The 23,874-nt window shown below is 68.5% G+C and carries 22 protein-coding genes; 8 read left to right on the plus strand and 14 right to left on the minus strand.

Annotated features, from left to right (window positions below):
* Nucleotides 1-152 precede the first annotated feature (152 nt).
* The 3 genes from M6444_RS13805 to M6444_RS13815 are packed head-to-tail and all read right to left on the minus strand — an operon-like array spanning nucleotide 153 to nucleotide 3,319.
* On the minus strand, nucleotides 153-1,484 hold the full coding sequence (locus M6444_RS13805) for an extracellular solute-binding protein (RefSeq protein WP_298328363.1): 1,332 nt from the start codon (nucleotides 1,482-1,484) through the stop codon (nucleotides 153-155).
* A 33-nt stretch (nucleotides 1,485-1,517) separates the two neighbouring features.
* Nucleotides 1,518-2,426: a carbohydrate ABC transporter permease gene (locus M6444_RS13810; RefSeq protein WP_298328366.1), complete on the minus strand. Its 909-nt coding sequence runs from the start codon at nucleotides 2,424-2,426 to the stop codon at nucleotides 1,518-1,520.
* On the minus strand, nucleotides 2,423-3,319 hold the full coding sequence (locus tag M6444_RS13815; protein WP_363326374.1) for a sugar ABC transporter permease: 897 nt from the start codon (nucleotides 3,317-3,319) through the stop codon (nucleotides 2,423-2,425). The genes M6444_RS13810 and M6444_RS13815 overlap by 4 nt, the downstream gene beginning before the upstream one ends.
* Nucleotides 3,320-3,592: 273 nt before the next feature.
* Here M6444_RS13815 and M6444_RS13820 point away from each other — a divergent pair, with 273 nt between their 5' ends.
* Together M6444_RS13820 and M6444_RS13825 are read left to right on the plus strand one after the other, a co-directional pair.
* The gene (locus M6444_RS13820) at nucleotides 3,593-4,408 is read left to right on the plus strand and encodes an IclR family transcriptional regulator (protein ID WP_298328372.1); all 816 of its coding nucleotides are present in this window, start codon (nucleotides 3,593-3,595) and stop codon (nucleotides 4,406-4,408) included.
* Between the two features lie 201 nt (nucleotides 4,409-4,609).
* A complete protein-coding gene (locus tag M6444_RS13825; protein ID WP_298328375.1) occupies nucleotides 4,610-5,671 on the plus strand; it encodes a 3-deoxy-7-phosphoheptulonate synthase in 1,062 nt (353 codons plus the stop codon).
* A 33-nt stretch (nucleotides 5,672-5,704) separates the two neighbouring features.
* On the opposite strand, the gene M6444_RS13830 is transcribed toward M6444_RS13825, so the two are convergent.
* The 3 genes from M6444_RS13830 to M6444_RS13840 are packed head-to-tail and all read right to left on the minus strand — an operon-like array spanning nucleotide 5,705 to nucleotide 8,546.
* Entirely contained in the window at nucleotides 5,705-6,433 is a 729-nt protein-coding gene (locus M6444_RS13830) for an SDR family oxidoreductase (RefSeq protein ID WP_298328378.1), read from the minus strand.
* Complete coding sequence (locus M6444_RS13835; RefSeq protein ID WP_298328381.1) at nucleotides 6,430-7,380, minus strand: dihydrodipicolinate synthase family protein; 951 nt, start codon at nucleotides 7,378-7,380, stop codon at nucleotides 6,430-6,432. Before M6444_RS13835 ends, M6444_RS13830 begins: the two co-directional genes overlap by 4 nt.
* Nucleotides 7,377-8,546: a mandelate racemase/muconate lactonizing enzyme family protein gene (locus M6444_RS13840; RefSeq protein WP_298328386.1), complete on the minus strand. Its 1,170-nt coding sequence runs from the start codon at nucleotides 8,544-8,546 to the stop codon at nucleotides 7,377-7,379. Before M6444_RS13840 ends, M6444_RS13835 begins: the two co-directional genes overlap by 4 nt.
* A 229-nt stretch (nucleotides 8,547-8,775) precedes the next feature.
* On the opposite strand from M6444_RS13840, the gene M6444_RS13845 reads away from it, so the two are divergent.
* A complete protein-coding gene (locus M6444_RS13845) occupies nucleotides 8,776-9,531 on the plus strand; it encodes an NAD(P)-dependent oxidoreductase (protein WP_298328390.1) in 756 nt (251 codons plus the stop codon).
* Nucleotides 9,532-9,556: 25 nt separating this feature from the next.
* On the opposite strand, the gene M6444_RS13850 is transcribed toward M6444_RS13845, so the two are convergent.
* Both M6444_RS13850 and M6444_RS13855 read right to left on the minus strand, forming a co-directional pair.
* Nucleotides 9,557-12,499, minus strand: coding sequence for a helix-turn-helix transcriptional regulator (locus M6444_RS13850; RefSeq protein WP_298328393.1), 2,943 nt, complete (start codon nucleotides 12,497-12,499; stop codon nucleotides 9,557-9,559).
* Between the two features lie 80 nt (nucleotides 12,500-12,579).
* Nucleotides 12,580-12,756, minus strand: coding sequence for a hypothetical protein (locus tag M6444_RS13855; RefSeq protein ID WP_298328396.1), 177 nt, complete (start codon nucleotides 12,754-12,756; stop codon nucleotides 12,580-12,582).
* Between the two features lie 520 nt (nucleotides 12,757-13,276).
* Here M6444_RS13855 and M6444_RS13860 point away from each other — a divergent pair.
* From M6444_RS13860 to M6444_RS13880, 5 genes are read left to right on the plus strand one after another with little or no spacing between them, the layout of a single operon-like run.
* A complete protein-coding gene (locus M6444_RS13860; protein WP_298328399.1) occupies nucleotides 13,277-14,221 on the plus strand; it encodes an ABC transporter ATP-binding protein in 945 nt (314 codons plus the stop codon).
* A complete protein-coding gene (locus tag M6444_RS13865; protein WP_298328401.1) occupies nucleotides 14,218-15,069 on the plus strand; it encodes an ABC transporter permease in 852 nt (283 codons plus the stop codon). Before M6444_RS13860 ends, M6444_RS13865 begins: the two co-directional genes overlap by 4 nt.
* Nucleotides 15,003-16,370: a sensor histidine kinase gene (locus M6444_RS13870; protein ID WP_298328404.1), complete on the plus strand. Its 1,368-nt coding sequence runs from the start codon at nucleotides 15,003-15,005 to the stop codon at nucleotides 16,368-16,370. Before M6444_RS13865 ends, M6444_RS13870 begins: the two co-directional genes overlap by 67 nt.
* An 11-nt stretch (nucleotides 16,371-16,381) precedes the next feature.
* On the plus strand, nucleotides 16,382-17,023 hold the full coding sequence (locus tag M6444_RS13875) for a response regulator transcription factor (protein WP_298328407.1): 642 nt from the start codon (nucleotides 16,382-16,384) through the stop codon (nucleotides 17,021-17,023).
* Nucleotides 17,024-17,053: 30 nt separating this feature from the next.
* Entirely contained in the window at nucleotides 17,054-18,223 is a 1,170-nt protein-coding gene (locus M6444_RS13880; RefSeq protein ID WP_298328410.1) for an ROK family glucokinase, read from the plus strand.
* A gap of 16 nt (nucleotides 18,224-18,239) precedes the next feature.
* Here the strand turns inward: M6444_RS13880 and M6444_RS13885 are convergent, their stop codons facing one another.
* The 6 genes from M6444_RS13885 to atpD form a co-directional block, all read right to left on the minus strand.
* Entirely contained in the window at nucleotides 18,240-19,088 is an 849-nt protein-coding gene (locus tag M6444_RS13885) for a 3-hydroxyacyl-CoA dehydrogenase family protein (RefSeq protein WP_298328413.1), read from the minus strand.
* 24 nt (nucleotides 19,089-19,112) lie between these two features.
* Nucleotides 19,113-20,123, minus strand: a complete 1,011-nt coding sequence (locus tag M6444_RS13890) for a phosphatase PAP2 family protein (RefSeq protein ID WP_298328414.1) — start codon at nucleotides 20,121-20,123, stop codon at nucleotides 19,113-19,115.
* Nucleotides 20,116-21,390 (minus strand): UDP-N-acetylglucosamine 1-carboxyvinyltransferase, encoded by a 1,275-nt coding sequence (gene murA, locus M6444_RS13895; protein ID WP_298328417.1) that lies wholly within the window; start codon nucleotides 21,388-21,390, stop codon nucleotides 20,116-20,118. The genes M6444_RS13890 and murA overlap by 8 nt, the downstream gene beginning before the upstream one ends.
* Nucleotides 21,391-21,477: 87 nt before the next feature.
* The gene (locus tag M6444_RS13900; protein WP_298328419.1) at nucleotides 21,478-21,918 is read right to left on the minus strand and encodes a DUF2550 domain-containing protein; all 441 of its coding nucleotides are present in this window, start codon (nucleotides 21,916-21,918) and stop codon (nucleotides 21,478-21,480) included.
* A gap of 38 nt (nucleotides 21,919-21,956) precedes the next feature.
* The gene (locus M6444_RS13905) at nucleotides 21,957-22,331 is read right to left on the minus strand and encodes a F0F1 ATP synthase subunit epsilon (protein ID WP_298328421.1); all 375 of its coding nucleotides are present in this window, start codon (nucleotides 22,329-22,331) and stop codon (nucleotides 21,957-21,959) included.
* Between the two features lie 83 nt (nucleotides 22,332-22,414).
* Nucleotides 22,415-23,872: a F0F1 ATP synthase subunit beta gene (gene atpD, locus M6444_RS13910; RefSeq protein ID WP_298328424.1), complete on the minus strand. Its 1,458-nt coding sequence runs from the start codon at nucleotides 23,870-23,872 to the stop codon at nucleotides 22,415-22,417.
* Nucleotides 23,873-23,874: the final 2 nt, after the last annotated feature.

Raw genomic sequence — 23,874 nt, forward strand, 5'->3', positions numbered from 1 at the left:
TCTGGCGCTGTTCGCTGTCATGGGATCTCTCCTCCGACGTCATCGGTCTCGGACCTGAAGTCGCTGTGGATCTCGTCATGCGCAGGCGCGCAGCATCGTTCGCGGACGCGCCTTTGGTGCGTCCGCCACCTCCCCCGGCGCGGCGGAACGGGTCAGATCAGGCCTTGTACGGCCTCCCCCGCGGCCTTCATCGCCTCGGCCGGCGAGGCACTGCCGACCAGCACGGCCTGGACCTGCTCGGCGACTGCGGATTCCATCTGGGCGTACTGCGGGAACTGCCAGAACGGGTTCGGAGTGGCCGTGGCGGTGATCCGCTCGGTGAACGCCGCGGTGAACGTGTCGCCGGCGACGGAGTCGGAGGCCAGGGCGGTCTCGGTGGTCGGCGGCAGGGACAGCTGGTCGAAGAAGTCGATCACCGTCGCTTCGTCGGAGGTCATCCACTGGGCGAACTCCGCGGCGGTGTCGGCGCCGTCGCCCTCCACGACCGCGATCACGTGGCCCCACAGTTGGGCGCACGGGTCGTCACCGGCGTTGAGTACCGGACGGGCCATCGGGTCGAGCTTGCTCTCCAAGTCCGGGTCCGGCGAGTCCGCGAGCACGGCGCTCTTGCCAACCACGGCGTCGTCGTAGATCGCGGCCTTGCCCTGGCCGAACAACGCGCGGGCGTCGAAGCGGTCGACGTCCGGCGCGATCAGGCCCTGGTCGTAGAGCTTCTTGTACCAGGTCACCGCCTCCACGCTGGCGTCGTCCCCGATCGTCACGGTCCCGTCCTCGATGATCGGGCTGCCGAACGTCTGCATCCAGATCAAGATGTCCTTGAGCTGGGCCACCTTGGTCATCGCCGCGTAGGGGATGACGCCGTTGCCCAGCCCCTTGAGCTCGACCAGCGCGGCCTCGAAGTCGTCGATGCGCTGCGGCGCTTCGGTGATGCCCGCCTGCTGGAGCAGTTCGGAGTTCGCGACCAAGCCGATCGCCCCGATGGTCCAGGGCAGCCCCAACTGCTGGCCGTCGTACGAGCCGGCGCCCAGCGCCGCCGGGGTGTAGTCGATCCCCTCGGTGTAGGAGCCCAGGTCACGCAGCTTGCCCAGCGCTGCCAGGGCGCCGAGCCAGGCGATGTCCAGCTGTGCGGCGCCACTGAACTGGCCACCACGGACCTGCAGGGTGAGCTGGTTGAGGTACTCGTTGTACGGGTAGGTGACGGTGTCGATGGACACGCCCTGATCCGAGGCGAAGGTGTCGATCATGCCCTGGATCACCGGCTTCGGCGCTTCCTCGGTCAGCGACCAGGACGAGAACGAGAAGTCCTGCGCGCCGCCGCCGTCGCTGTCGCCGCCGGCGGACTCGCCCCCGTCGTCGGTGTCGTTGCTGTCGTTGCTGTCGTTGCTGGCTGACGGTGCACAAGCGACCAGACCGCCGAGTCCGGCTGCGCTTGCGCCGGCGCCCAGGAGCTTGAGGACGTTGCGGCGGGAGTAGGTGGTGGACACGGGTACCTCCGAGATTGCGGGGGCTGTTGCCGGTCAGCCCTTGACGGCGCCGGCGGTCAGGCCGCCGACGAGGTAACGCTGCAGGATGACGAAGCCGATGACGACAGGGAGCGAGACGACGAGTGAGGCCGCCATGAGTTGCGGCCAGGCAGTCTGCGCCTCGCCGACGAACGTGTTCACCAGGCCGGGGGGCAATGTCTGTTTGTCCGGTCCGGCGAGGGTGAGCGCGAAGATGAAGTCGTTCCAACCGCGGACGAAGGCGAACAGGCCCGCAGCGACCAGGCCCGGCGCCGACAGTGGCAGGACGATCGAGTGGATGATCCGCATCCGCGACGCACCGTCGACCCGGGCCGCTTCGACGAGTTCGTCCGGGATGGTGTCGAAGAATCCCTTCAACATCCACACGCACAGCGGCAGCGTGAAGGTCGTGAACGACAGCACCAGCGCGGCGTACGTGTTGAGCAAGCCGTATGCGCTGAACACCGCGTAGAGCGTCACCAGCAGCAACGCCTGCGGGAACATCTGCGACGACAGCACCAGGTACATCAGCGAGCGCCGGCCCCGGTAGCGGAACTTCGAGAACGAGTAGCCCATGTAAGCCGACACGAGCACGCTGAGCACTGCCGTGATCACCGAGACGATCACACTGTTGACCAGGTAGCCGAACAGGTTCGGGTCGTCGGCCAAGTCGGCGAAGTGCTCGAACGTGATCTCGGTCGGCACCAGCTTCGGCGGGTACTGGAACACCTGGTCGTTCGGACTGAGCGCGGTCGCGAGCAGCCAGTACACGGGCAGCAGCCCGAACCCGCCGAACACCGCGACAGCGATCCACGCCGACACCCGGGTACCGCGCCGGTCCCTGGGCGATCGCCGGCGCTGGCGGCCGGACGCGGCGGTCTGCGTCGACGACGTCTCCGGGCGCGTGGACAGTGCCGCGCTCATGACTGCTCACCTCGCTCGGAGAACCGGACGTAGATCACGACGAGCACGAGCAGGATCACCATCCACAGCAGGCCCAGCGCGCCGGCGTGCCCGAGGTCGAAGCCCCGGAAGGCGGTCTCGTAGACCGAGGTGGCGAACGTCTGCGTGGTACCGGCCGGACCGCCGCCGGTCAGCACATAGATGATGTCGAAGTGCTGGAAGTTCCAGATGAACTCCAGCAGCAGCACCAGGCCGATGATCCCCTTGAGGTGCGGCACGGTGATGGAGGAGAAACGGCGTACGGTGCCCGCGCCGTCCACCTCGGCCGCCTCGTGCAGATCGCTGGGCACCGTCTGCAGTCCGGCCAGCAGCATCACCATCATCCAGGGGAAGCTCGCCCACGTCTTGGCGATGATGACCGCGGCCATGGCGGTGCCGGGACTGGCCAGCCAGGCCTGCGGTTCGTCGATGACGCCGATGGTCTCCAGCACGCCGTTGGCGACGCCGTAATTGGCGTTGAAGATCCACATCCACAGGAACGACACGACGACGCCGGGGACGAGCCACGGGACGAGCAGGACTCCGCGGAACACTCGCCGTCCCCTGATACCGGTGTTCAAGGCGAGCGCCAGGCCGAAGCCGACGACGAACGGCAGTGCCGTCGAGCCGACGGTGAACACCATCGTCTGGCGCAGGATCTGCCAGAAGTCACCGGCCAGCACATCGCGGATGTTGTCGAACCCGACGAACTCGCGTCCCGGGATCACCAGGCTCTGCTCGAAGAACGCGGTGACCAGCGCAGAGATCAGCGGGTAGAGGACGACGGCCACCAACAGCGCGAACCCGGGCAGCGTGAGAACCACAGCGAACGCGCCGTCACCGATTCGGCGACGCTCCGGCGGGGGTGAATACACACTCGATTCGCCCGCGACGCGATCCGCTCGTGTCACCTGAAACCCCATGCACTAGTTGGAGGTCACATGCAATATGTGAGTAGGTTACGCACATGTTGCGACGTGTCAAGCAGCAGTGCCCCACCGCGGACTCTGAAATGATCATGTTCAGCAGGTATTTCCCAACGTCACCACCCATGCAAGCCTGGTAGTGCAGCAGAACGCCTCGTGGTGCTGCCATCATCTACTATGTGGATAACGGTTCCGGAAACCTATAGGCGACGGAGGTAAGCAGTGGCCCGAGCCCAAGCTCGTGAGTCGGCCGGCGGCACCCAGAGTGTCGAGCGCGCGTTGTCACTGCTCTCGGCATTCACCGAAGAGCATCCCGAACGCCGCATCTCAGAGCTCGTCGCGGAGACCGGCCTGGGCCAGTCCACCGTGTCGAGGCTCGTCGGCGCACTGGTCAATCTCGGTTTCCTCGTCCACGACGACCGCAGCGGCCTGTACGGCATCGGCCCGCGAGTCGTGACGCTCGCCGGCATCGGCCTGAACCGGTCGGCCATCCACCAGCAGTCGCGCCAACTCGCCCAGAACCTCGCCGCGTCGCTCGGGCTCGGTGTCAACGTGGCCGAACGGCACGAGGCGAGCCTGTTCTACTTGTGTCACTTCGAGGGGGTCAACGCTGCCCGCCCATCCACACTGATCGGCCGGGGCGGCCCGCTGCACGCCACCGCACTGGGCAAGGCACTGATCAGTGAACTGCCCGAAGACGAGATCATCGAACTCATCGGCACCGAATACCCCCGCTACACCCCGCACACCATCACCGCACTCGACGGCTTGCGCGCAGCGCTGGACGAAGTTCGCCAGCGCGGCTACGCGACCGAGCTGGAGGAGCTGGCTTTCGGACGGACCTGCCTGGCCGCACCGATTCGCGACCGCTCCGGGCGGATCGTGGCCGCACTGTCGGTGTCCGGGCCGCTGTCGGCGATGAACCTTCCGGACCGCCAGGACGAGCTGTCGATGACGGTCATCGAACACGCCGACCAGGTCTCGTCGAGTCTGGGCTATCACGCCAGCGTGCGGTCCATCGCGGCCGATCCGATATAGTCGGCTGCATGGATGCGGTTCGCCGGTATCGGTATTTTGCGCAGGCTCCGGGTGGAGCTTGGCGCATCATGCGCTGACCGATCGAACCACCCGGAGCCAGCAGGGCAGAGACTCATCACGAGTCTCTGCCCTTCGTCATGAGGCGGGCCGGCTCGGGTACAGGACCGGCGGTCCGCTCCCCACGGAAGAACGGTTGCAGACATGTCCCAGTCCCCGTCCCCTACCGGTGACCTCCGCGTCACGCAGTTCCAGCCGCTCACGCCACCTGCGCAGATGCTGGCTGAGCTGCCGATGGACGCCGAGCACGCAGCGCTCGTCCAGGACACACGTCGCGAAGTCCGCGCGATCGTGGCCGGGGACGACGACCGCCTCCTGGTCGTCGTCGGCCCCTGCTCGGTGCACGACCCGGACGCTGCTCTCGATTACGCCCGACGCCTCGCGCCGGTCGCAGCCGAGCTCAGTGCCGATCTCCGCGTGGTCATGCGCGTCTACTTCGAGAAGCCCCGGACGACGGTCGGCTGGAAAGGCCTGATCAACGACCCCGGGCTCGACGGGACGTTCGACGTACAGCGCGGTCTGGGCATCGCGCGCCGCCTGCTGTTCCACGTGCTCGACACCGGACTGCCGGTCGGGTGCGAGTTCCTCGAGCCGATCAGCCCGCAGTACATCGCCGACACCGTTTCATGGGGCGCCATCGGGGCCCGGACGCCGGAGAGCCAGGTGCATCGTCAACTCGCGTCGGGCTTGTCGATGCCGGTCGGGTTCAAGAACGCCACCAGCGGCGACGTCAAGGCCGCCGTCGACGGGTGTACGACCGCCGGGAGCGGACACGTCTTCTTCGGCGTCGACCAGGACGGCCGCGCGGCCGCGGTCACCACGGCGGGCAACCCGGACTGTCACGTGATCCTGCGCGGCGGTCAGGCCGGCCCCAACTACGACGACGGCCACGTCCGGGACGCGCTCGCGCTGCTGAACAAGGCCGATCTGCCGGAGCGGCTGGTGATCGACGCCAGCCACGGCAACAGCGGTAAGGACCATGAGCGGCAAGCCGTGGTCGCCCGCGAGATCGCTGCCCAGATCGCCGCAGGGCAGGACGGCATCGCCGGCGTCATGCTCGAAAGCTTCCTCGTCGCCGGGCGTCAGGACATCGACGACCGCCCGCTGACCTACGGCCAGAGCGTCACCGACGCGTGCATGAGCTGGGACACCACCGAGACGTTGCTCGGTGAGCTCGCCGCCGCCGTCCGCGCCCGTCGCGGCTGACCCCTTGTCGACTGGGGGACGCCCGCCAGCTCCTCACCCCTGGTCGTCGAGCCGTGCCCTCAGATCCGCGCGAGCGAACGTGGCCGGCGAGGTGATCGACAGTCCGGCGTCCACGGGTAGCACCACCCCGGTGATGCCCGACGACGCCGGACTGGCCAGGAACGCGACCGCTTCGGCCACTTCGGCAGGGGTGATGGTCTGCCCGCGCGGATAGCCGCCCGCGGCGTCCGGGAGTTGGGCGCCGCCGACCAGGCCCGGCGCGACGGCGTTGACCCGCACGCCGCGCCGGGCATAGTCCAGAGCCAGTTGGCGGACCAAGGCGTCCACGCCGCCCTTGGCCGCCGCATAAGCGGCCATCCACGGCGCGGCCAGAAACCCGTTCACCGATGACACGGCCACGATCGCACCGCCGGCACCAGCGCACAGATGGCTCAGCGCCGCCCGCGCGGTGAACGCGAACGTGTCGAGGCAGCCCGCCAGCGCCCGTCGCCACTGCTCGTCGGAGGTGTGCTGCAGCGTAGCCACCGGCATGACGCCCGCCGCCGGTACGAGCACGTCGAGCCCGCCGAGCACGCCCACAGCCTCCTCGATGGCCGCGGTGGCTTCTTGCGGCACCGAACAATCCGCCGTGAGGTCGGCCGTCAGAGCCTCGACGCCAGCCTGTTCCAGCGAGATCCCGACGACGGACCCGTCCGCAGCAGCGAAGCGTTCGGCGATCGCCGTCCCGATCGGCGACGAGGCCCCGACGACCACGACCTTCACGACGCGGTCACCCCACCTCCTGCCCCGGCGTTCGACCCGGGGCGCGACAGCTGAAGCGGAGCGAGTACGTCGTCGAGCAACGCCCGGCCTGCTGCGTCGAGCGGGCGCGCCGGCGCCCGAACGGTCGCATGCTCGATGATGCCGCGTCGGACGAGGATCTCCTTGTGCACCGCCCACGCCAGGCCCGGCTGTAGGCCGTGCACGATCATCGGCAGGATGCGGGCGAACGCTGCTCGTGCGTCCGAGCGCCGTCCGGCCGTCCAATCGGTGAGGATGGGCGCGAGGAGATCGGGGAACTCGCACGCCGGCATGGTGCCGACGGATCCGCGGGCGTACTCGTCCAGGACGAACTGAGCGTTCTGCCCGCCGAGCACCGTGAATTCGCTCTCGTCGCCGATGGCGTCGACAACCGCGCCGACCTTGGGCACCGTCGGCGGCGACTCCACTTTGACCGAGGTGACGCCGTCGAGCTTGCTGAGCTCCACCAACAGCGATGGCGACATGGCCACGCCGGTCACGCCCAGCGCGTCCTGGATCATCACCTCGATCCCGCTGGATGCGGCGAACTCGCCGAGTAGGCCGTAGAACTCGACGATCTGATCCGGCGCGGGCTTCACCATGAACGGCGGCAGCACCATGATCGTCCCAGCGCCACCTTCGGCGGCCTCTCGTGCCTGTTCGAGCGCAGTGGCGTTGGACGTGCCGTTGACGCCCGCGACCACCGGCACGGCGCCGGCGACCACCTCGGCGATGTCGCGGAGGATCACCCGCCGTTCCGCCGACGTCAGCGCGAATCCTTCGCTGGCCATACCGAACGTGGCGACCCCGTCGACGCCGCTGTCGAGCTGGAACTCCACGACCCGGCGTAGCCCGGCACGATCGAGCGTGCCGTCAGGTTGGAACGGGGTGGCCAAGATCGGCACCAGGCCGCGGACGGTGTCGGTCATGTCAGCGCATACTCCTCGGCGTATCGGCGGACTGCTTCTTCGTCGACGTCAATCCCCAGGCCCGGGCCGTCAGGCAGAGTGAACTCGGCCGGTGTCAGCTCGAGTGGTTGCCGCAGGATGCGGGCGCCGACGTCGGCGGATGTGGGTTGGTATTCAAAGGCTTCGAAGTGTTCGATGGCCGCGCTCAAGTGCACGCCTGCGGCCCAGGCCACGGCCATCCCGGTCGAATGATGCGGCGCTACGGGCACGTGCGCAGCGCCGGCGAGCTCAGCGACGATCAGCGCTTCGGTGATACCGGTGCGCGCCACATCCGGTTGGGCTATGCGTAGGGCTCGCGAGCCGATCCACTGGCTGAATTCGTAGCGGTGGCGCATCGCCTCGCCGACGGCGATGGGGATGCGGGCCCGCGCGACCAGCTCAGCATGGCCGACGACGTCTTCCGGCGCGAGGGGCGCTTCCAGAAACCAGGCACCTCGATCAGCGAGCTCGTCGGCGAGCTGAACCGCCTCGGGCACGGTGTACACCCAGTGCGCGTCGACGGCGATACGCAGCGACGGCGCGGCGGCAGCCACGGCATCGAAGGTGGCGAGGTCGGCATCGATGCCGTGACCGAGATGGAGCTTGATCGAGCGCGCGCCCCGCTGCACCCAATCGGCGGCCAGCGCCGCCCGTTCGGCATCGGTGCTGCGTGGCAGCCCGGAGACGTAGACGGGCAGGCGCTCGCGGAAGGCGCCGCCGGCGAGGTCGGCGACGCGGCGGCCGGTCAGTTTGCCGGCCAGGTCCCACAGCGCGATGTCGACGGCGGCGAGTGCGTCGGCCTGGTGCCCGCCGAGGTGGCCGCGTTCCCGCATGAGATCACGCAGCTGCGCCCACGCGGGGCGCGGCCGAGTGGCGTCCATGCCTGTGAGGACTGGCGTGAGCAGCCGGTTGACGATCGCGGCCGGAACCTCAGGAGCTACCGGCGCCAGGGCTTCGCCCCACCCCGCGGTGCCGTCATCGGCAGTGATCTTCACCAGCATGGTCTCGAACCGCGAGGAGTACAGGCTGCGCCACGGCGCACGCACCGTGTACTCCGGGCCGATCTCACTGCCGTCGCGCAGCGGGCCGAGGTAGGCCTCGTCGCCGGCGATCTTCAGGACGAAGGTCTCTACATCCTGAATCTTCATGACCCATCCGATCCAACCCACCGCTTATGCAACATGTGCGTAACTCTCCCACATCATGCACGACAAGTTCAACGCGGGTGAGTGAAATGATCATGTTCACTAGGTGTTTCCCTGGTCCACCACCCGTGCATCCCTCTCGGCGCGACAGTTCCCCTCGTGGTGCTCGGCCAAGCCCCACCGGAGCGACCTGCGCGGCTCCGCTGCATCAGCCCCTTGAGATACTGCGACAGTGGCGCAACGCAAGGTGCTCGTGACCGGCGCGAGCGGGCGAGTCGCCGAGATGCTCCGCGCGGGGCTCGACGGCGTGCACATCCGCGCGGTCGACCGCGGTGACCTACCCGCCGACGCCGGCCACGAAACGGCCGTCGGCGACCTGGCGAACCGGCCGTTTGCCGAGGAGGTCGTCGACGGCGTCGACGTCGTCGTGCACCTCGCGGCCAATCCTGCGCCGTACGCGTCGTGGGACGACCTGCGTGCGCCCAACGTCGAGGCGCTGGTCAACATCGTCGACGCCGCGAACCGAGCCGGCGTCCGACGAGTGGTGCTCGCGAGCTCCGTGCACGCGATGGGCGGGTACGTCCGTCCTGGCGTGGTCGTCGAGCCGGACTGGCCGGTCCGGCCATGCTGCCGCTACGGCGCCACGAAAGCCTTCAGCGAGGCGTACGGGCGCATGACCGCCCTCACCACCGACATGTCGGTCATCTGCCTACGCCTCGGCGCGTGTTTGCCGCGGCCCGTGGACTCCGGTTCCGCGCCCGGCTGGCTCGCCCCCGAGGACCTACAGCAACTTGTCCGCCGCTGCCTGGAGGCCGACGTTCGAACCGGCACGTACTTCGGCGTTTCAGCCAACACGCGCACGGCATTCGACATCGCCAATGCCCGCGCCGAACTCGGCTACGAACCGCGCCACGACTCGGAGGCCTACGCCGCCGATCTTCCCGAAGGCGATGGCGGCTTGTGCCGCATAACCCCGTTGGAGACGTAGCCCTCAGGCGGCCGCGGATCCCGGGTCATGACGCGGCGCGGTCGAGCAAGCCGGTCCGATAGGCGACGGCAGCTGCCTCTCCCCGTCCGGCGACACCGAGCTTGGCCAGAATGTTCGACACATGCACGCTGGCGGTTTTCGCGCTGATGAACAGCGCGTCGCCGATCTCACGATTGCTGCGACCCTCGGCGACCAGCTTGAGGACCTCGTATTCGCGCGCGGTGAGCCCGGGCAGCTCGGTCTCGGCCGTGGTCACCTTGCTCGGGATCGGCAGATGAGCCCGCCGGACCAGCTCGTCGATCCACCGCGTGTACAACAGCGCACCCTGCTCGTCAGCCTTGTCGGCAGCACAACGCAGAACTTCGCCCGCCTGATCACGATCGCCTGCATCGAGCAAGGCCTTGCCCAATCGATAGCCGGAGTACGGCACGAGATGCACCGGGCCTTCCGCGGCACCGAGCACGTCGAGCATGGCCGACCAAGCCGCAACCGGATCGGCGCCGGTGTAGTCCGCCAGCTCGGCATCGACCAGGTCTGGCCACACCGTGCCCGGCCACGCCAACGACATCTGTGCCGTCAGCCGCCGGACCAGCGCCACATCGGCTTCGAGCCTGTCGTCCGGGACCCCACCCGGCCCGGCCGCCCGGCGGTGGCGGGCTCCCAAAGCCTGCGCGGCGGTGGCCATCAGGGGCAGGTCGTATCCAGCAGCTCGAGCCTCTTCGCCGGTGGGGCCGATCGCTGCGACGACCTCGTTCCAGGCTTGGTCCGGGTCGTCCTGCGCCATGGCGACGTCGACGGCGAGCCTGGCCACGAGGTGGCGGTCCTGTGGGAGGACGACCCGCCGAGTACCCATGCTCTTCAGCTCGTCGAGCATCGTGGCAGCCGCGGCGACATCGCCGCGCCACAACGCCAGCCAGGCCTTCAACGTACGGACGTGGCGCTCGTGCTTGTGCGGCGCACCTTGCTCGAGACCGCGGGCGATGAGGCCTTCGGCGCGCGACCAATCGCCGAGCGCCAGCATCGGTTCAACGGCGTTACCGGTCATGATGGAGCCGACGGTGCGCTTGCGGCCGAGTTTCTTGGCCTTCGCGTACCCTTCGGTCGCCACGTCCACAGCGTCGCGGTAACGCCCGACCAGATTGTAGGCATCGGACAGATTGACGTAGTACCGCAACAGCAGGCTCGGTTCGGCCCGCACCGGGGCATGGCATCGTTTGATCTCGGCGATGGCCTTCTCAGGGGCGCCGGTGTGCACCCATATGGTGCCGCGAGTGATTCCTGCAGACGCCACGTAATGGTCGAGGCCGGCTTTCCGTGCCATCGACTCGGCTTCGTCGACGGTCTTCAAGGCTTCGTCGAATCGCCAGTCGAGCATCAACAAGATGGCCAACCGGTCGAGAGCTTCGGCCCGCCACGTCGCGGCCTCGCCGTCGGCGGGGATCAACTCGAGCGCACGAGTGAGACCTTCGATGGCGCCCGGGCGCGAGGCCCGGCTTTGAGCATCGGCCCGACGGGCGATCAACCACCCGGCGCGAGCGGGCTCGGCAGACTCGTCCACCAGGCGCAGCGCTTCTTTCAACAGCGACAGCGTACGTTCGAAGTCGCCGGCCTCATGGGCTTCGTTGGCCGCGCGCGACAACAGGTCGATGCGGTCGCCACCGCTGATCGCCTCGGGCTCGGCGACGCGGTCCCACAGCTCCAGGGCCCGCTCCAGCATCTGCTGGGCCGTGGCATGCGCGTAGGAACGCACGACTTCGTCAGCCGCAGTCAACGACCACCTGAAAGCCCGCTCGACGTCATGCGCGGAATGCCAGTGATGAGCGATCTCGGCCGCGGTCGGGGTGTTGAGCATCAGGTCAGGTTGATTTTCGAGCGCCTCGGCGTAACGCGCGTGCATCCGCGCGTGCTCACCGGGCAGCATGTCTTCATGCAGAGCCTCGCGTAGGAGCGCATGCCGGAAGGCGTAACCGTCACCGTCGACGACCACGACGCCGCCGGAGACGGCTTCCCGGAGCGACGCTTCCAGCTCCGAGGTCTGTTTACTGGACACCGCAGCCAGGACGGCATGGTCGACACGGTTGCCCGCGGCCGCCATCAGGCGCAGCAACCGCTGGGTGTCCTCGGACAGCGGTTCGACACGCACGAGCAGCAGGTCGCGGAGGGATTCCGGCAGTTCCGAACAGCCACAGTCGTCGTCGACATAAGTCAACTCTTCGACAAAGAACGGATTGCCTTCGCTTCGACGGTGGATGCGCTCGACGTGCTCGCGCTCGGGTTCGCGCCCGAGCAGACCGCGAACCTGGATGAGGACATCGTCAAGGCCGAGCCTGGGGACTTCGATGCGATGCACCTGCCGCAGCCGGTCCAGCTCGGCCAGCAACGGACGCAGCGGATGGCCACGGCGCAACTCGTCGGTGCGGTACGTGGCCAGCAGCAGTAGCCGAGCGTCCCGGAGCCCGCGCACCATGAAACGCAACAAGTCACGCGTGGCGCTGTCGGCCCACTGGAGGTCTTCGACCACGACGACCAGTGGTCGCTCGGCGGCGACCCGTTCGAGCAGCGACGTGACGACCTCATAGAGCCGACCGCGGCCCTCAGCGGCGTCGACCGGTGCGACGCCGAGTTCAGGGAGCAAGCTGCCCAGAGCCTCGCCACCGGGTCCGGCGAGCTGGAACAGCTGATCGGTGCCGAACTCGTGGTGTAGCCCCCGCACGATGCCGACGATGGGCGCGAAGGCCGGACCTTCCCCGTCGAGCGGCATCGACTGCCCGACGACGGACCGAGCTCCGGAGGTGGTTGCTTCGGCGGTGAACTCTTCCACGAGCCGGCTCTTGCCGATACCGGCCTCTCCCCCGATGAGCACCGTGCCCGGCAGCCCGGACCGCGCGGATTCGAACGCCCTGCGCAAGTCCGCCAGCTGCTCGCTACGCCCGACGAGGGCTGCCGGACCGGTGACACGAATGCTCACATCGTTCATAGTGCCACCCGGCACCGACAATCCTGTAGGCGTTTTCCCAGCGCGAGGTCCATCACGGGCCGTCGACCAGATCAGGCCACGCGTGCGCGGCCGGCCTTACCGGATCGGGCGCCGCGGGCGCGCTGGTCGTTGCGGTCGCTCTTCTGCCTGCCGTTGCGGGCGGCGGCATCACGCCGCGCCTGGGCCTGAAGGTCCTTCGCCCGCTGACCTTGAATGATCTGTGCCGCGTAGTCCCCGTAGATGCTCATGACGTCCAACTCCTCGACCTATGCGGCGCGGCTCGTGCGCCGATACATTCGAGAATCGCGCTGAGGCGGGGGTGCGCGCATCGGGCGAGTGCCTCATCTTCGCTGCTCAGGATGCCTTAGGTGGAGGCTTATCCGTCTGCGTCGCTAGATAAGGCCGCGCTGAGGCGGGGTAAGGCTGCCGTGCTGTTCCGGACAGCGGGGGCGGCCACCGGGGAGATCCGGTTCGGAGAAAGCCACGTGGACGGCTCTTCCCGCTCGGGTCGTGAAGATCGTCGTGCGGCCCGCAGCCGACCCGCTCGGGTCGTGAAGATCGTCATGCCGGAAAGTGCGCGATATAACGGCGATCTCGCCCACGACGATCTTCACGACCGGCCAGACACGACACCAGCGGACGCACCATCCCGATCAGCCGCACCCGCGCCCACCAGCGACCACGACCTGGGGTCCACCACTCGGTGGACAACAGATCCCACCGCTCGATGCTGTCGCAGCATGGTGCCCGGCGGTCAGGGTGGTGACCATGACGACAACTGCCACCACAGCGGAGCACGCGGTCCGGATCCGTGGCCTGCGCAAGACGTACGCCGATGTCGCCGCGGTCGACGGCCTCGACCTCGACATCCGCGCCGGCGAGGTCTTCGCGCTGCTCGGGCCGAACGGTGCCGGTAAGACGACCACTGTCGAGATCCTCGAGGGGTACCGCGATCGGGATGCCGGCGAGGTCAGCGTCCTCGGCCACGACCCGCAACGGCCCGGCGCGGGCTGGCGCGAGCGCATCGGCATCGTGCTGCAGAGCTCCACGGGCCACGACGAGATCACCGTCGAGGAGCTGGTGCACCATTTCGCGGGCTACTACCCCGACGCCCGCGACCCCGCCGAGGTCGTCACGGCCGTCGGGCTGGGCGACAAGCGAAAGACGCGGGCCCGGCACCTGTCCGGGGGGCAACGCCGTCGGCTCGACGTCGCGCTGGGCATCCTGGGCGATCCCGACCTGCTGTTCCTCGACGAACCCACCACCGGATTCGACCCGGAGGCTCGCCGTGAGTTCTGGGGCCTCATCGCCTCGCTGGCCGACGGCGGCACCACCATCATCCTGACCACCCACTATCTGGACGAGGCCGAACATCTGGCCGACCGCGTCGGCGTCATCACCGCCGGCCGGATCGTCGCGCTGGACACGCCGGCGCGCCTGGGCGGGCGAGACCAGGAACATGCGGTCCTGACCTGGACCGAACACGGTGCGGTACGAGCCGCGCAGACCAGCGAACCGACGGCGCTGGTGACCGAGCTCTCGGCTCGCTTCGGTGGCGAGGTGCCCTCGCTCACCATCAGCCGCCCGACGCTGGAGGACGTCTACCTGCGGCTCATCGGGGATTCAACGGGTTCGACGCCGGCGACGGCCCAGCCCGGCCAGCACACCCGCCCGAGCCGCATCACCGACGAACAGGAGCACATGGCGTCATGAGCACCCTCACCCGCACGGCCCCGGACCGACGCGCTACGCCTTCTCGGCCCGGCCTTGCCCGTATCGTTCTGGCCCGGACCCGGTTGGAACTGATGACGTTCTTCCGCGAGCGCGACGCCGTCATCTTCTCGTTCCTGTTTCCGATCGCCCTGCTGGGCATCTTCGCGATGGCCTTCAGCGAGCAGGTCGGCCCGGACGGGAATCAAGTCGATTTCGCCCAGTACTTCCTCCCCGGCATGGTTGCTTCCGGCATCGCGCTGGTCAGCTTCCAGACGATGGCGCTGACGCTGGCGATCGAACGCGAGGACGGCACGCTCAAGCGCCTGCGGGGCACCCCGTTGCCGCCGGTGGCGTACTTCCTCGGCAAGATCGGGATGATCCTGGTCGTGGGCGTCGCCCAGATCGCCGTCCTGCTGGCCGTGGCCGCCTTGCTCCTCGGCGCCGACTTGCCCACCGAGGCGGGCAAGTGGCTGACGTTCGCCTGGTGTTACGTGCTCGGAACAGCTTCAGGCACCGTCCTGGGCATCGCGTTCTCGTCCGTGCCGAAATCGGCGAAGAGTGCCTCGGCGGTGGTCGTGGGACCGTTGATCATCCTGCAGTTCATCTCCGGTGTGTTCTTCGTCTTCACCGACCTGCCAAGCTGGTTGCAGAACGTCGCATCGGTGTTCCCGTTGAAGTGGTTGGCGCAAGGCATGCGGTCGGTGTTCCTGCCTGAACAGTTCGAGAGCCTGGAGGTGTCCGGATCATGGCAGCACGGTCTGATCGTGCTGATTCTGTCGGCATGGCTGATCGTGGGCCTGGTCGTCTGCGTGCGGACGTTCCGGTGGAAGCGGCGGGACGACGGCTGACGGCGGCGGAGGCGCCGGCGGAGCCACCCCAGGCCGGCCCGGGCGGTGCCATCACACCCGAAAGCAGCCTGGTCGACTTGGACAACTTCTGGCAGCGCACGGCCATCGGCTTTCACGTCGTCTATTTCGGTCTGCTGGGACTGCTGGCGCTGTTGATCGGCAGTTCCGGCGACCTGTCCAGCCAAGACCGGTTGACCGGGCTGATCGTCGTCGCCGTCATGGCGGTCGTCTACGCGCTGGCCGGCCGCCCGCAGGTGGAGACCGAAACCGACCGCGACTGGCGTACGGCGGTCCAGGTCGTGGTCAGCTGGGCCGGGCTCTATCTGCTGATCGGCGTCGAGATCCACAGCGCGTATTTCTTGCTGTTCGGGCTGATCCCGCACCTATGGATCCTGCTGTCGACGCGGTGGGCCGTGGCGTCGACGTTCGTCTTGTCGATCGGTTTGGCACTGGTCGTCTTCGCCCAGGACGGCTGGAGCACCACCACCTTGCGTGCGGTCGCGCCGCAGATCGGCATGCAGATCGGCCTGTCGTTGCTGATGGGTCTGTTCATCACGAGCGTGTTCATCCAGGCCGAACGGCGTGCGGCACTCATCGACGAGCTGCGGCGCACCCGCACCGAACTGGCCGAGATCGAACACTCGCGCGGCGTGCTCGCCGAGCGAGAGCGGCTGTCGCACGAGATCCACGACACGCTGGCGCAGGGGTTCACCAGCATCCTGACGCTGGCGCAGGCCATCGAGGTGGCCCTCGACCGGGACCCGCCAGCCGCGAGAGAACGGTTGGCGCTGGTGGAGTCGACCGCGCGGGACAATCTCGCCGAGGCGCGGGCATTGGTGAACGCCCTGGCGCCGGTCAGCCTGCACGACGCCACCCTGGTCGAAGCGATCGGACGGGCGGTGGAGCGCGTGGGCCGTGAGACGGAGATGACGGCGGAGTTCCAGGCCGAGGGCGAAGCGCGGTCCCTTCCGGCCAACGACGAGGTCGTCTTGCTCCGGACCACGCAGGAGGCGCTGGCCAACGTCCGTCGACACTCAGCGGCCTCGAGAGTCCAGGTCGCCTTGCGCTTTCGCAACGGCGGGCCCGGCTCCCCCGGCTCTGTCACCGTCGCCGTCATCGACGACGGATGCGGATTCGACCCGAACGACGTCGCTGGGCTCGGGTACGGCCTGCACGGCATGCGCGCGCGAGTGCTGCAGGCCGGCGGCGTGCTCGACGTCGTCAGCGCGCCAGGAGCCGGGACCACCGTGCGCGCCACGTTGCCGCTGCCGCCGAGCGCGGCGGCAGACCTGAACCCGTAGTCTGGGTGCCCGTGACAACACTGCGCCTGCTCCTGGTGGACGACCATCCGGTCGTCCGCACCGGGTTGGCGGGCATGCTCGCCGCCGAAGACGACATCGAAGTCGTCGGCGAGGCCGGCGACGGCGACGAGGCGGTGACCGTGGCCGGCCGGCTGCGCCCGGACGTCGTGCTCATGGACCTGCGCATGCCGCGCGTCGACGGCGCCGAAGCCACGAAGCTGATTCTCGAGGCTGATCCCAACGCCAAGATCCTCGTCCTGACCACGTACGACACCGACACCGACATCGTCCGGGCGGTGGAGGCCGGCGCAGCGGGCTACCTGCTGAAGGACACCCCGCGTGCCGAGCTCGCCGAGGCGATCCGCGCCGCTCATCGAGGCGAGACGGTGTTGGCCCCGCCGGTGGCCGCTCGGTTGGTCCGCAAGCTGCGCGCCCCGGCCTCCCCGCAACTCACACCGCGTGAGCGTGAAGTCCTCGCCGCCGTCGCCACCGGCCGGTCCAATGCGGAGATCGCCGCGGCGTTGCACATCGGCGAGGCGACGGTGAAGACCCATCTGCTGCGCGTATTCGCCAAGCTGGGCGTGGACGACCGCACCGCAGCGGTGACCACCGCGTACGCGCGCGGGATCCTGACACCGCCGCCCTTGACATAGCTCATCGGTTATCCCGCCATACTGGATGTCATGTCTCCAACTCGCGCGAGAGTCGCGCGGCTGGCGTTGCGGCCGACCATCGGCATCGACATCGGTGGCACCAAGGTTGCCGCCGGGGTGGTCGACGTCGATGGCCAAGTCATCGACCGGGCCCGCCGCGAAACTCCGAGCAAGAGCAAGAGTGCGCAGGTGGTCGAAGACACCATCGCCGATATCGTGGCCGAACTCGCCGGCCGGCACCATGTGCTGGCCGTCGGCATCGGCGCCGCCGGGTTCGTCGACGGCACTCAGTCGTCGGTGTTGTTCGCACCTCATCTGGCCTGGCGCAACGAACCGCTACGCGATGCGGTCCGCAAGCGCGTCGGGCTGCCGGTGGTCGTCGACAACGACGCCAACGCCGCCGCCTGGGCGGAGTGCCGCTTCGGCGCAGCCCAAGGCGAGTCGCATGTCGTCTGCGTCACGCTCGGCACCGGTATCGGTGGTGCGCTGGTCCTCGACGGCGTGCTGCACCGGGGGCGGTTCGGCGTGGCCGGTGAGTTCGGGCACATGGTGGTCGTACCGGGCGGGCATCGCTGCGAATGCGGCAACCGCGGCTGCTGGGAGCAGTACGCCAGCGGCAACGCGCTGGTCCGCGAAGCGCGTGAGCTCGTGGTCAACGGCTCGCCGGTCGGGCATCGCATCGCCGAAGCCTGCGGCGGCGACTACCGGCGCATCACCGGGCCGATGATCAGCGACCTCGCCCGCGAAGGTGATCCCGCCGCCGTCGAGTTGCTCGAGGAGGTGGGGCATTGGCTGGGTACCGGACTGGCGAACCTGGCCGCAGCGCTGGATCCCGGCCTGTTCGTGATCGGCGGCGGCGTCTCCGACGTCGGTGAACTCATGCTCGCCCCGGCGACCGCGTCGCTTCGCCGCTCCCTCACCGGCCGCGGCTTCCGCCCGGAAGCAGGCGTGGTACGCGCGGCCCTGGGCAACGAGGCCGGGCTCATCGGCGCCGCCGACCTCGCCCGGCGTGAGCGGCTACGGAGACGCGACCGGGCCAAGCTCGTCACCACCCGGCTGCTGCTGCCGCGCCGGCTGAACAACCAGAACTCCACCCGGGTGAACGACAACCCCGAGCATGCCTCGGGCACCGCGCTCACGCCCGGCCCCTCGACGCGGCGCCTGAACGGCGGGCGGCGCCGCGCCGGCGACATCGTCTGACGACGGCTGATCGCGCTCAGTACTCGTAGAAGCCCTGCCCGGTCTTCCGGCCGAGGGCACCGGCTTCGACCATCCGGCTGAGTAGCTCTGGTGGGAAGAACTTGCTGTCGGCGGTGTCGTCGTAGATGTTCGACGTCGCATGGTGCAAGACGTCGACGCCGGTCAAGTCAGTGGTGGCCAGCGGGCCCATCGCATGCCCGAAGCCGAGCCGGCACGCGGTGTCGATGTCTTCGGCCGAGGCGACGCCGGACTCGTAGAGACGTACGGCCTCCATCACCAGCGCCGTGATCAGGCGCGTGGTGACGAAACCGGCGACGTCGCGGTTGACCACGACGCACGTCTTGCCGACCGACTCGGCGAACGAGCGGGCGGTGGCCAGGGTGTCGTCCGAGGTCCGCAGGCCGCGGACGAGCTCGCACAAGGACATCATCGGCACCGGTGAGAAGAAGTGTGTTCCGACGACCGACTCGGGCCGGCTCGTGGCCGTGGCGATCTTGGTGATCGGGATCGCGCTGGTGTTCGTGGCCAACACGGCCTCGTCGCGGCACACGGCGTCCAGCTCGGCGAACAGGCTCCGCTTGACCTCGAGTTGCTCGAACACCGCTTCGACGACGATGTCGGCGCTGCCGGCGGCGCCCAGGTCGGTCGTCGTGGTGATTCGAGCCAGTGCGGCGTCGCGCTCGGCGTCGGTCAAGCGCTCCTTCTGGACGAACTTCGCCGTGCTGGACTCGATGGACTTCATGCCGCGCCGTACGGCGTCGTCGTCGACGTCGCGCAGCACCACGTCCCACCCGGCCGTCGCCGCCACCTGGGCGATTCCGGAGCCCATCAACCCCGCGCCGATCACCGCGACTGTACGCGCCATACTCACTGCCTCCTCGAAGTGTTCCTAGACGGCAGGCTGGGCTGCCGACTCCAGCTGCCGGGCCGGACGGCGTTCCCACCAGCACGCCGCGGCGTGCACGACCGCGACGTAAGCCCAGCCCAGCACGACATCGATCACGTAATGCTCGCCGCCGTAGACCAGCGAGAACGCCATGGCCAGGGGGAAGAGAACCAGTACGACGCGCAGCGCCCAGTGCCGGGCCAGCGGCCACAACGTCACCGTGACCAGCAGCGCGAACGCCGCATGCAACGACGGCATCGCCGCCACGAGGTTCGCCTGCGCCTGCGCACCGGCCAGCCACTCGTCGGCGCTGCGCAGCCCGAGCTCTTCCCAGCCCCGGCCCACCAGTCGGTACACCGGCTCGGTGATGAGACCGTCGCGGGCCGCGTACCAGGGCGGCGCCGCCGGCAGCAGCACGTACGTCAGCAAGCCGGCGTAGGACAACAGCAGCACCCGGCGGATGTAGGTGACCCAGCGCGGCCGGGAGTAGAGATAGAACGCCGCGGCCAACAGCCACGGCACCACGAAGTGGGTGAAGTACACGATGGCGACGCCGACGTCCCACCAACGCACGGACTCCTCGAGCAGGTGCGTCTGCAACCAAACCGTCGGCAGCGTGCCGCCGAAGAATCCGTGCTCGATGTCGACGAGCTCACCCACCCGCACCGGCATGCCGAGCCCGTCGGCGACCCCGCGGGTGTGGTCGTAGAGCACGAGCGCAGCCAGCAGCGGCAGCCAGTCGACGAACGTACGCACGTGCGCACGCCACGACTGGCCCAACTTGCCCGCCACGATACCGATGAGGATCCAACCGGTCTGGCCGATGCGATCCATCGGAATGCCCTGGGTGGCGCAGTAGACGAGCAGGACGACCCCGTACACGGCCAGGCCCACCCGTCCAGGTGTCACCAGGCGCGCCAGGGTCGCACGGCGGTCCGACAGCGAGCGCGCCGGCGGGGTGCCGTCCGCTTCGGCCGCCCCGTCCGACGCCGCAGCGCTGTCGACGTCAGTCATCGAATCGGTCCGGGTCCGGTTCACGAACGACGGCGGCGCCGAGGCGCCGCAGTTGACCGACCAGATCCGGATACCCGCGGTCGATGTGGTGTACCGCCGAGACCAGCGTCTCGCCCTCGGCGACCAGACCGGCCAGGACCAGGCCCGCACCGGCCCGGATGTCCGTGGTCACCACCGGAGCGCCGGACAGCGTAGGGCGCCCGCGCACGATGGCGTGGTGCCCGTCGACCCGGATCTCCGCGCCCAGGCGCGCCAGTTCGTTGACGAACATGAAGCGCGCTTCGTAGACGTTCTCGGTGATCATCGCCGTGCCGTCGGCGATGGCGTTCAGCGCGATGATCATCGGCTGCAGATCGGTGGGGAAGCCCGGGTACGGCAGCGTGACGACGTCCACCGATGTGGGCCGCTCGGACATCGCCACCCGCAGGCCGTCCGGCTCGGTGTGAACCTCGGCCCCAGCTGCGGTCAGCGTGTCGAGGACGATCTCGAGGTGCTCGGCTTTGCCGTTGGTGATGGTGACATCACCGCGGGTCATGGCCGCGGCGATGCTCCAGGTGCCGGTGACGATGCGGTCCGGCACCGTGACGTGCTCGGTCGGTCGCATCTGCTCGACGCCCTCGACATGCAGCGTGGACGTGCCCATGCCCTCGATACGTGCGCCCATGTCGATGAGCATGTGGCAGATGTCCACGATCTCCGGCTCGCGAGCGGCGTTGTCGATGACCGTCGTGCCCTTCGCCAGCACAGCAGCCATCAGGATGTTCTCCGTCGCCCCCACGCTCGGGAAGTCCAGCCAGATGTTGGCGCCGGTCAGTCCGTCCGGTGCTCGCGCCACGACGAATCCGTGCTCCACGCCGACCTCGGCACCGAGCTTGACCAGGCCACTCATGTGCATGTCGAGTCCGCGCGAGCCGATGGCGTCGCCGCCGGGCAGGGCGACATCGGCCGCGCCGCAGCGGGTCAGCAACGGGCCCAGCACGCAGATCGAGGCCCGCAGCCGCCGCACCAGCTCATAAGGCGCCGCGTGACCGATCTTCGCCGGGACGTCGATCGTGACGGTCGTGCCGTCGCGCTCGACCTCGGCACCGAGCCGGCGAAGCAGTTCGGTCATGTACTCGACGTCGGTGATGGACGGCACGTCGTACAACGTCGTGCGGCCCTCGGCGAGCAACGCCGCAGCCATCAACTTCAGCGCACTGTTCTTGGCGCCGCTGACTCGGATCGACCCGCGCAGGGAACTGCCGCCAACGACCCGGAATCTTTCCACTCCGCCGCCCTTTCGCTGTCCGGGCTGCCCGCCTCACCCCGTCATGCCCACCTGACGTGTTCTGCGAAACGGTACGCCGACACCCCGTCAATCGACGAACTGGCCCCCCGGCGGAGCGGCTTCCAGCCAAGCCAGAAACGCGGTCGCCGCCGCCTCGGTCATGGAGACCTCCACCTCGGTCTCATCGACCGCACAGATCAGCACGACATGCCCGGCCGGAAGCTCCGCGCGCTCGTCGGCGTCCGGCTCGCGACGGTTCTCTACCGACATCGCATTGCGCGGGAAGGACCGCTTGGGCCAGGTGGTGAAGCTGAACGTCCGGAACCATTCCAGCGACTCGCCACGAAAGCGACCGATGCCGAAGGCCCAACCACCGGCCCAACCCTCGTGGCTACCGCCGCGCACGCACATGTCGAAGCCACCGTCGCGCTGCAGGAAGCTGCGCCGCGCGTACAGAACGAGCAGGACCAGTACGGCGACCAGCGCGAGCGCGACCAGGACGACCAGGGTCCACGACACCAGGGCCACCGATCACCTCCCCCGTCCGTGGCCCGATCTTCTCAGATCTATCGGCTGGCCGCGACGTCGAGGCGGGCTTGTGCCCAGCGCCGCGCGGATTCATAGCCGTCGTCGCCCAGCTCGGCGAGCTCCGCCTGCACAGCGGCGACGTCGATCTCGTCGGCGAGTTCGGCCATCTCGGCCAGAATCGCCACATGGTCCTCCGACACCGACAAGAACCCGCCAGCCACGGCGACGACGACGGCGGATCCGTCAGTCGTCCGCACCGTCACCTGCCCCGCCACGAGCAGGCCCAGGATCGATTCGTGACCAGGCATGATGCCGATCTCGCCGTCCGGTGTCCTGGCGATGACGATCGAGGCGGGGCCGGACCAGACCTGCCGGTCGGCGGCCACCACCTCGACGTTCAGCTCGTCGGCCACTACTTCCTTCCCTTCACCGCGTTACGCGGACACTATCGGGCCGGCGTACCGCGCCCGACGGCCCCGTGGTGGTCAGCGAAACCTCAAGAGGCGAGCTCCCGCGCCCGCTTCTCGGCGTCCTCGATGTTCCCGACGAAGCTGAACGCCTGCTCGGGCAGGTGGTCGTACTCGCCCTTGGTGATGGCGTCGAACGACTCCAGCGTCTCCGACAGCGGCACGAACACACCCGGCTGGCCGGTGAACGACTCCGCCACGAACATGTTCTGCGAGAGGAACCGCTGCAGTCGCCGCGCCCGGTTCACCGTCACCTTGTCCTCTTCGGACAGCTCGTCGACACCGAGGATGGCGATGATGTCCTGCAGCTCCTTGTACTTCTGCAGGATCTGCTTGACCTGGGTGGCGATGCGGTAGTGGTCTTCGCCGATGTACGCGGCGTCGAGGATCCGGCTGGAGGAGTCCAGCGGATCGACGGCCGGGTAGATACCCAGCTGCGAGATCGGCCGCGAGAGCACCGTACGAGCGTCGAGGTGGGCGAACGCGGTGTGCGGCGCGGGGTCGGTGATGTCGTCGGCCGGCACGTAGATCGCCTGCATCGAGGTGATGGAGTGCCCGCGGGTCGAGGTGATGCGCTCCTGCAGCTCACCCATCTCGTCGGCCAGCGTCGGCTGGTAACCGACGGCGGACGGCATCCGGCCCAGCAGGGTGGAGACCTCCGACCCGGCCTGGGTGAACCGGAAGATGTTGTCGATGAACAGCAGCACGTCCTGGTTCTGGACGTCGCGGAAATACTCGGCCATCGTGAGCGCGGACAGCGCGACCCGCATACGGGTACCGGGCGGCTCGTCCATCTGGCCGAAGACCAGGGCGGTGTCCTTGAGGACGTCGGCCTCGCCCATCTCGACCCAGAGGTCGTTGCCCTCACGCGTGCGCTCACCGACGCCGGCGAACACCGAGGTACCACCGAAGTTGCGGGCGACACGGGTGATCATCTCCTGGATGAGCACCGTCTTGCCCACACCGGCACCACCGAACAGGCCGATCTTGCCACCGCGGATGTACGGCGTCAGCAGGTCGAGCACCTTGATGCCGGTCTCGAGCATCTGCGTGCTGCCCTCGAGGTCGGCGAACGGCGGCGGGTCGCGGTGGATCTCCCACCGGTCATCCGCCTGGATCTGCGACTCCTCGACGTCCAGCGGGCGGCCGAGCGCGTTGAACACGTGGCCCTTGACGCCGTCGCCGACCGGCACCGTGATGCCGGCCCCGGTGTCACGCACCAGGGCGCCGCGAACCAGGCCGTCGGTGGGCTGCATCGAAATGGCCTTCACCAGGCCGTCACCGATGTGCTGCTCTACCTCGAAGGTGAGCGTGCGCTTACCGCCGGCCTCTTCGCCCAGCTCGACGTCCGTCTCGAGCGCGTTGTAGATGGCGGGCATGTATCCGCTGCCGAACTCGACGTCGACGACCGGTCCGATCACCCGGACGACCCGGCCCGTGGCACCAGCGGACGTCCCTGCTGTGTCTTCTGCAACCGTGGCAGTCATGT

This window comes from Haloactinopolyspora sp., assembly GCF_027324685.1.
GTDB lineage: Bacteria > Actinomycetota > Actinomycetes > Jiangellales > Jiangellaceae > Haloactinopolyspora.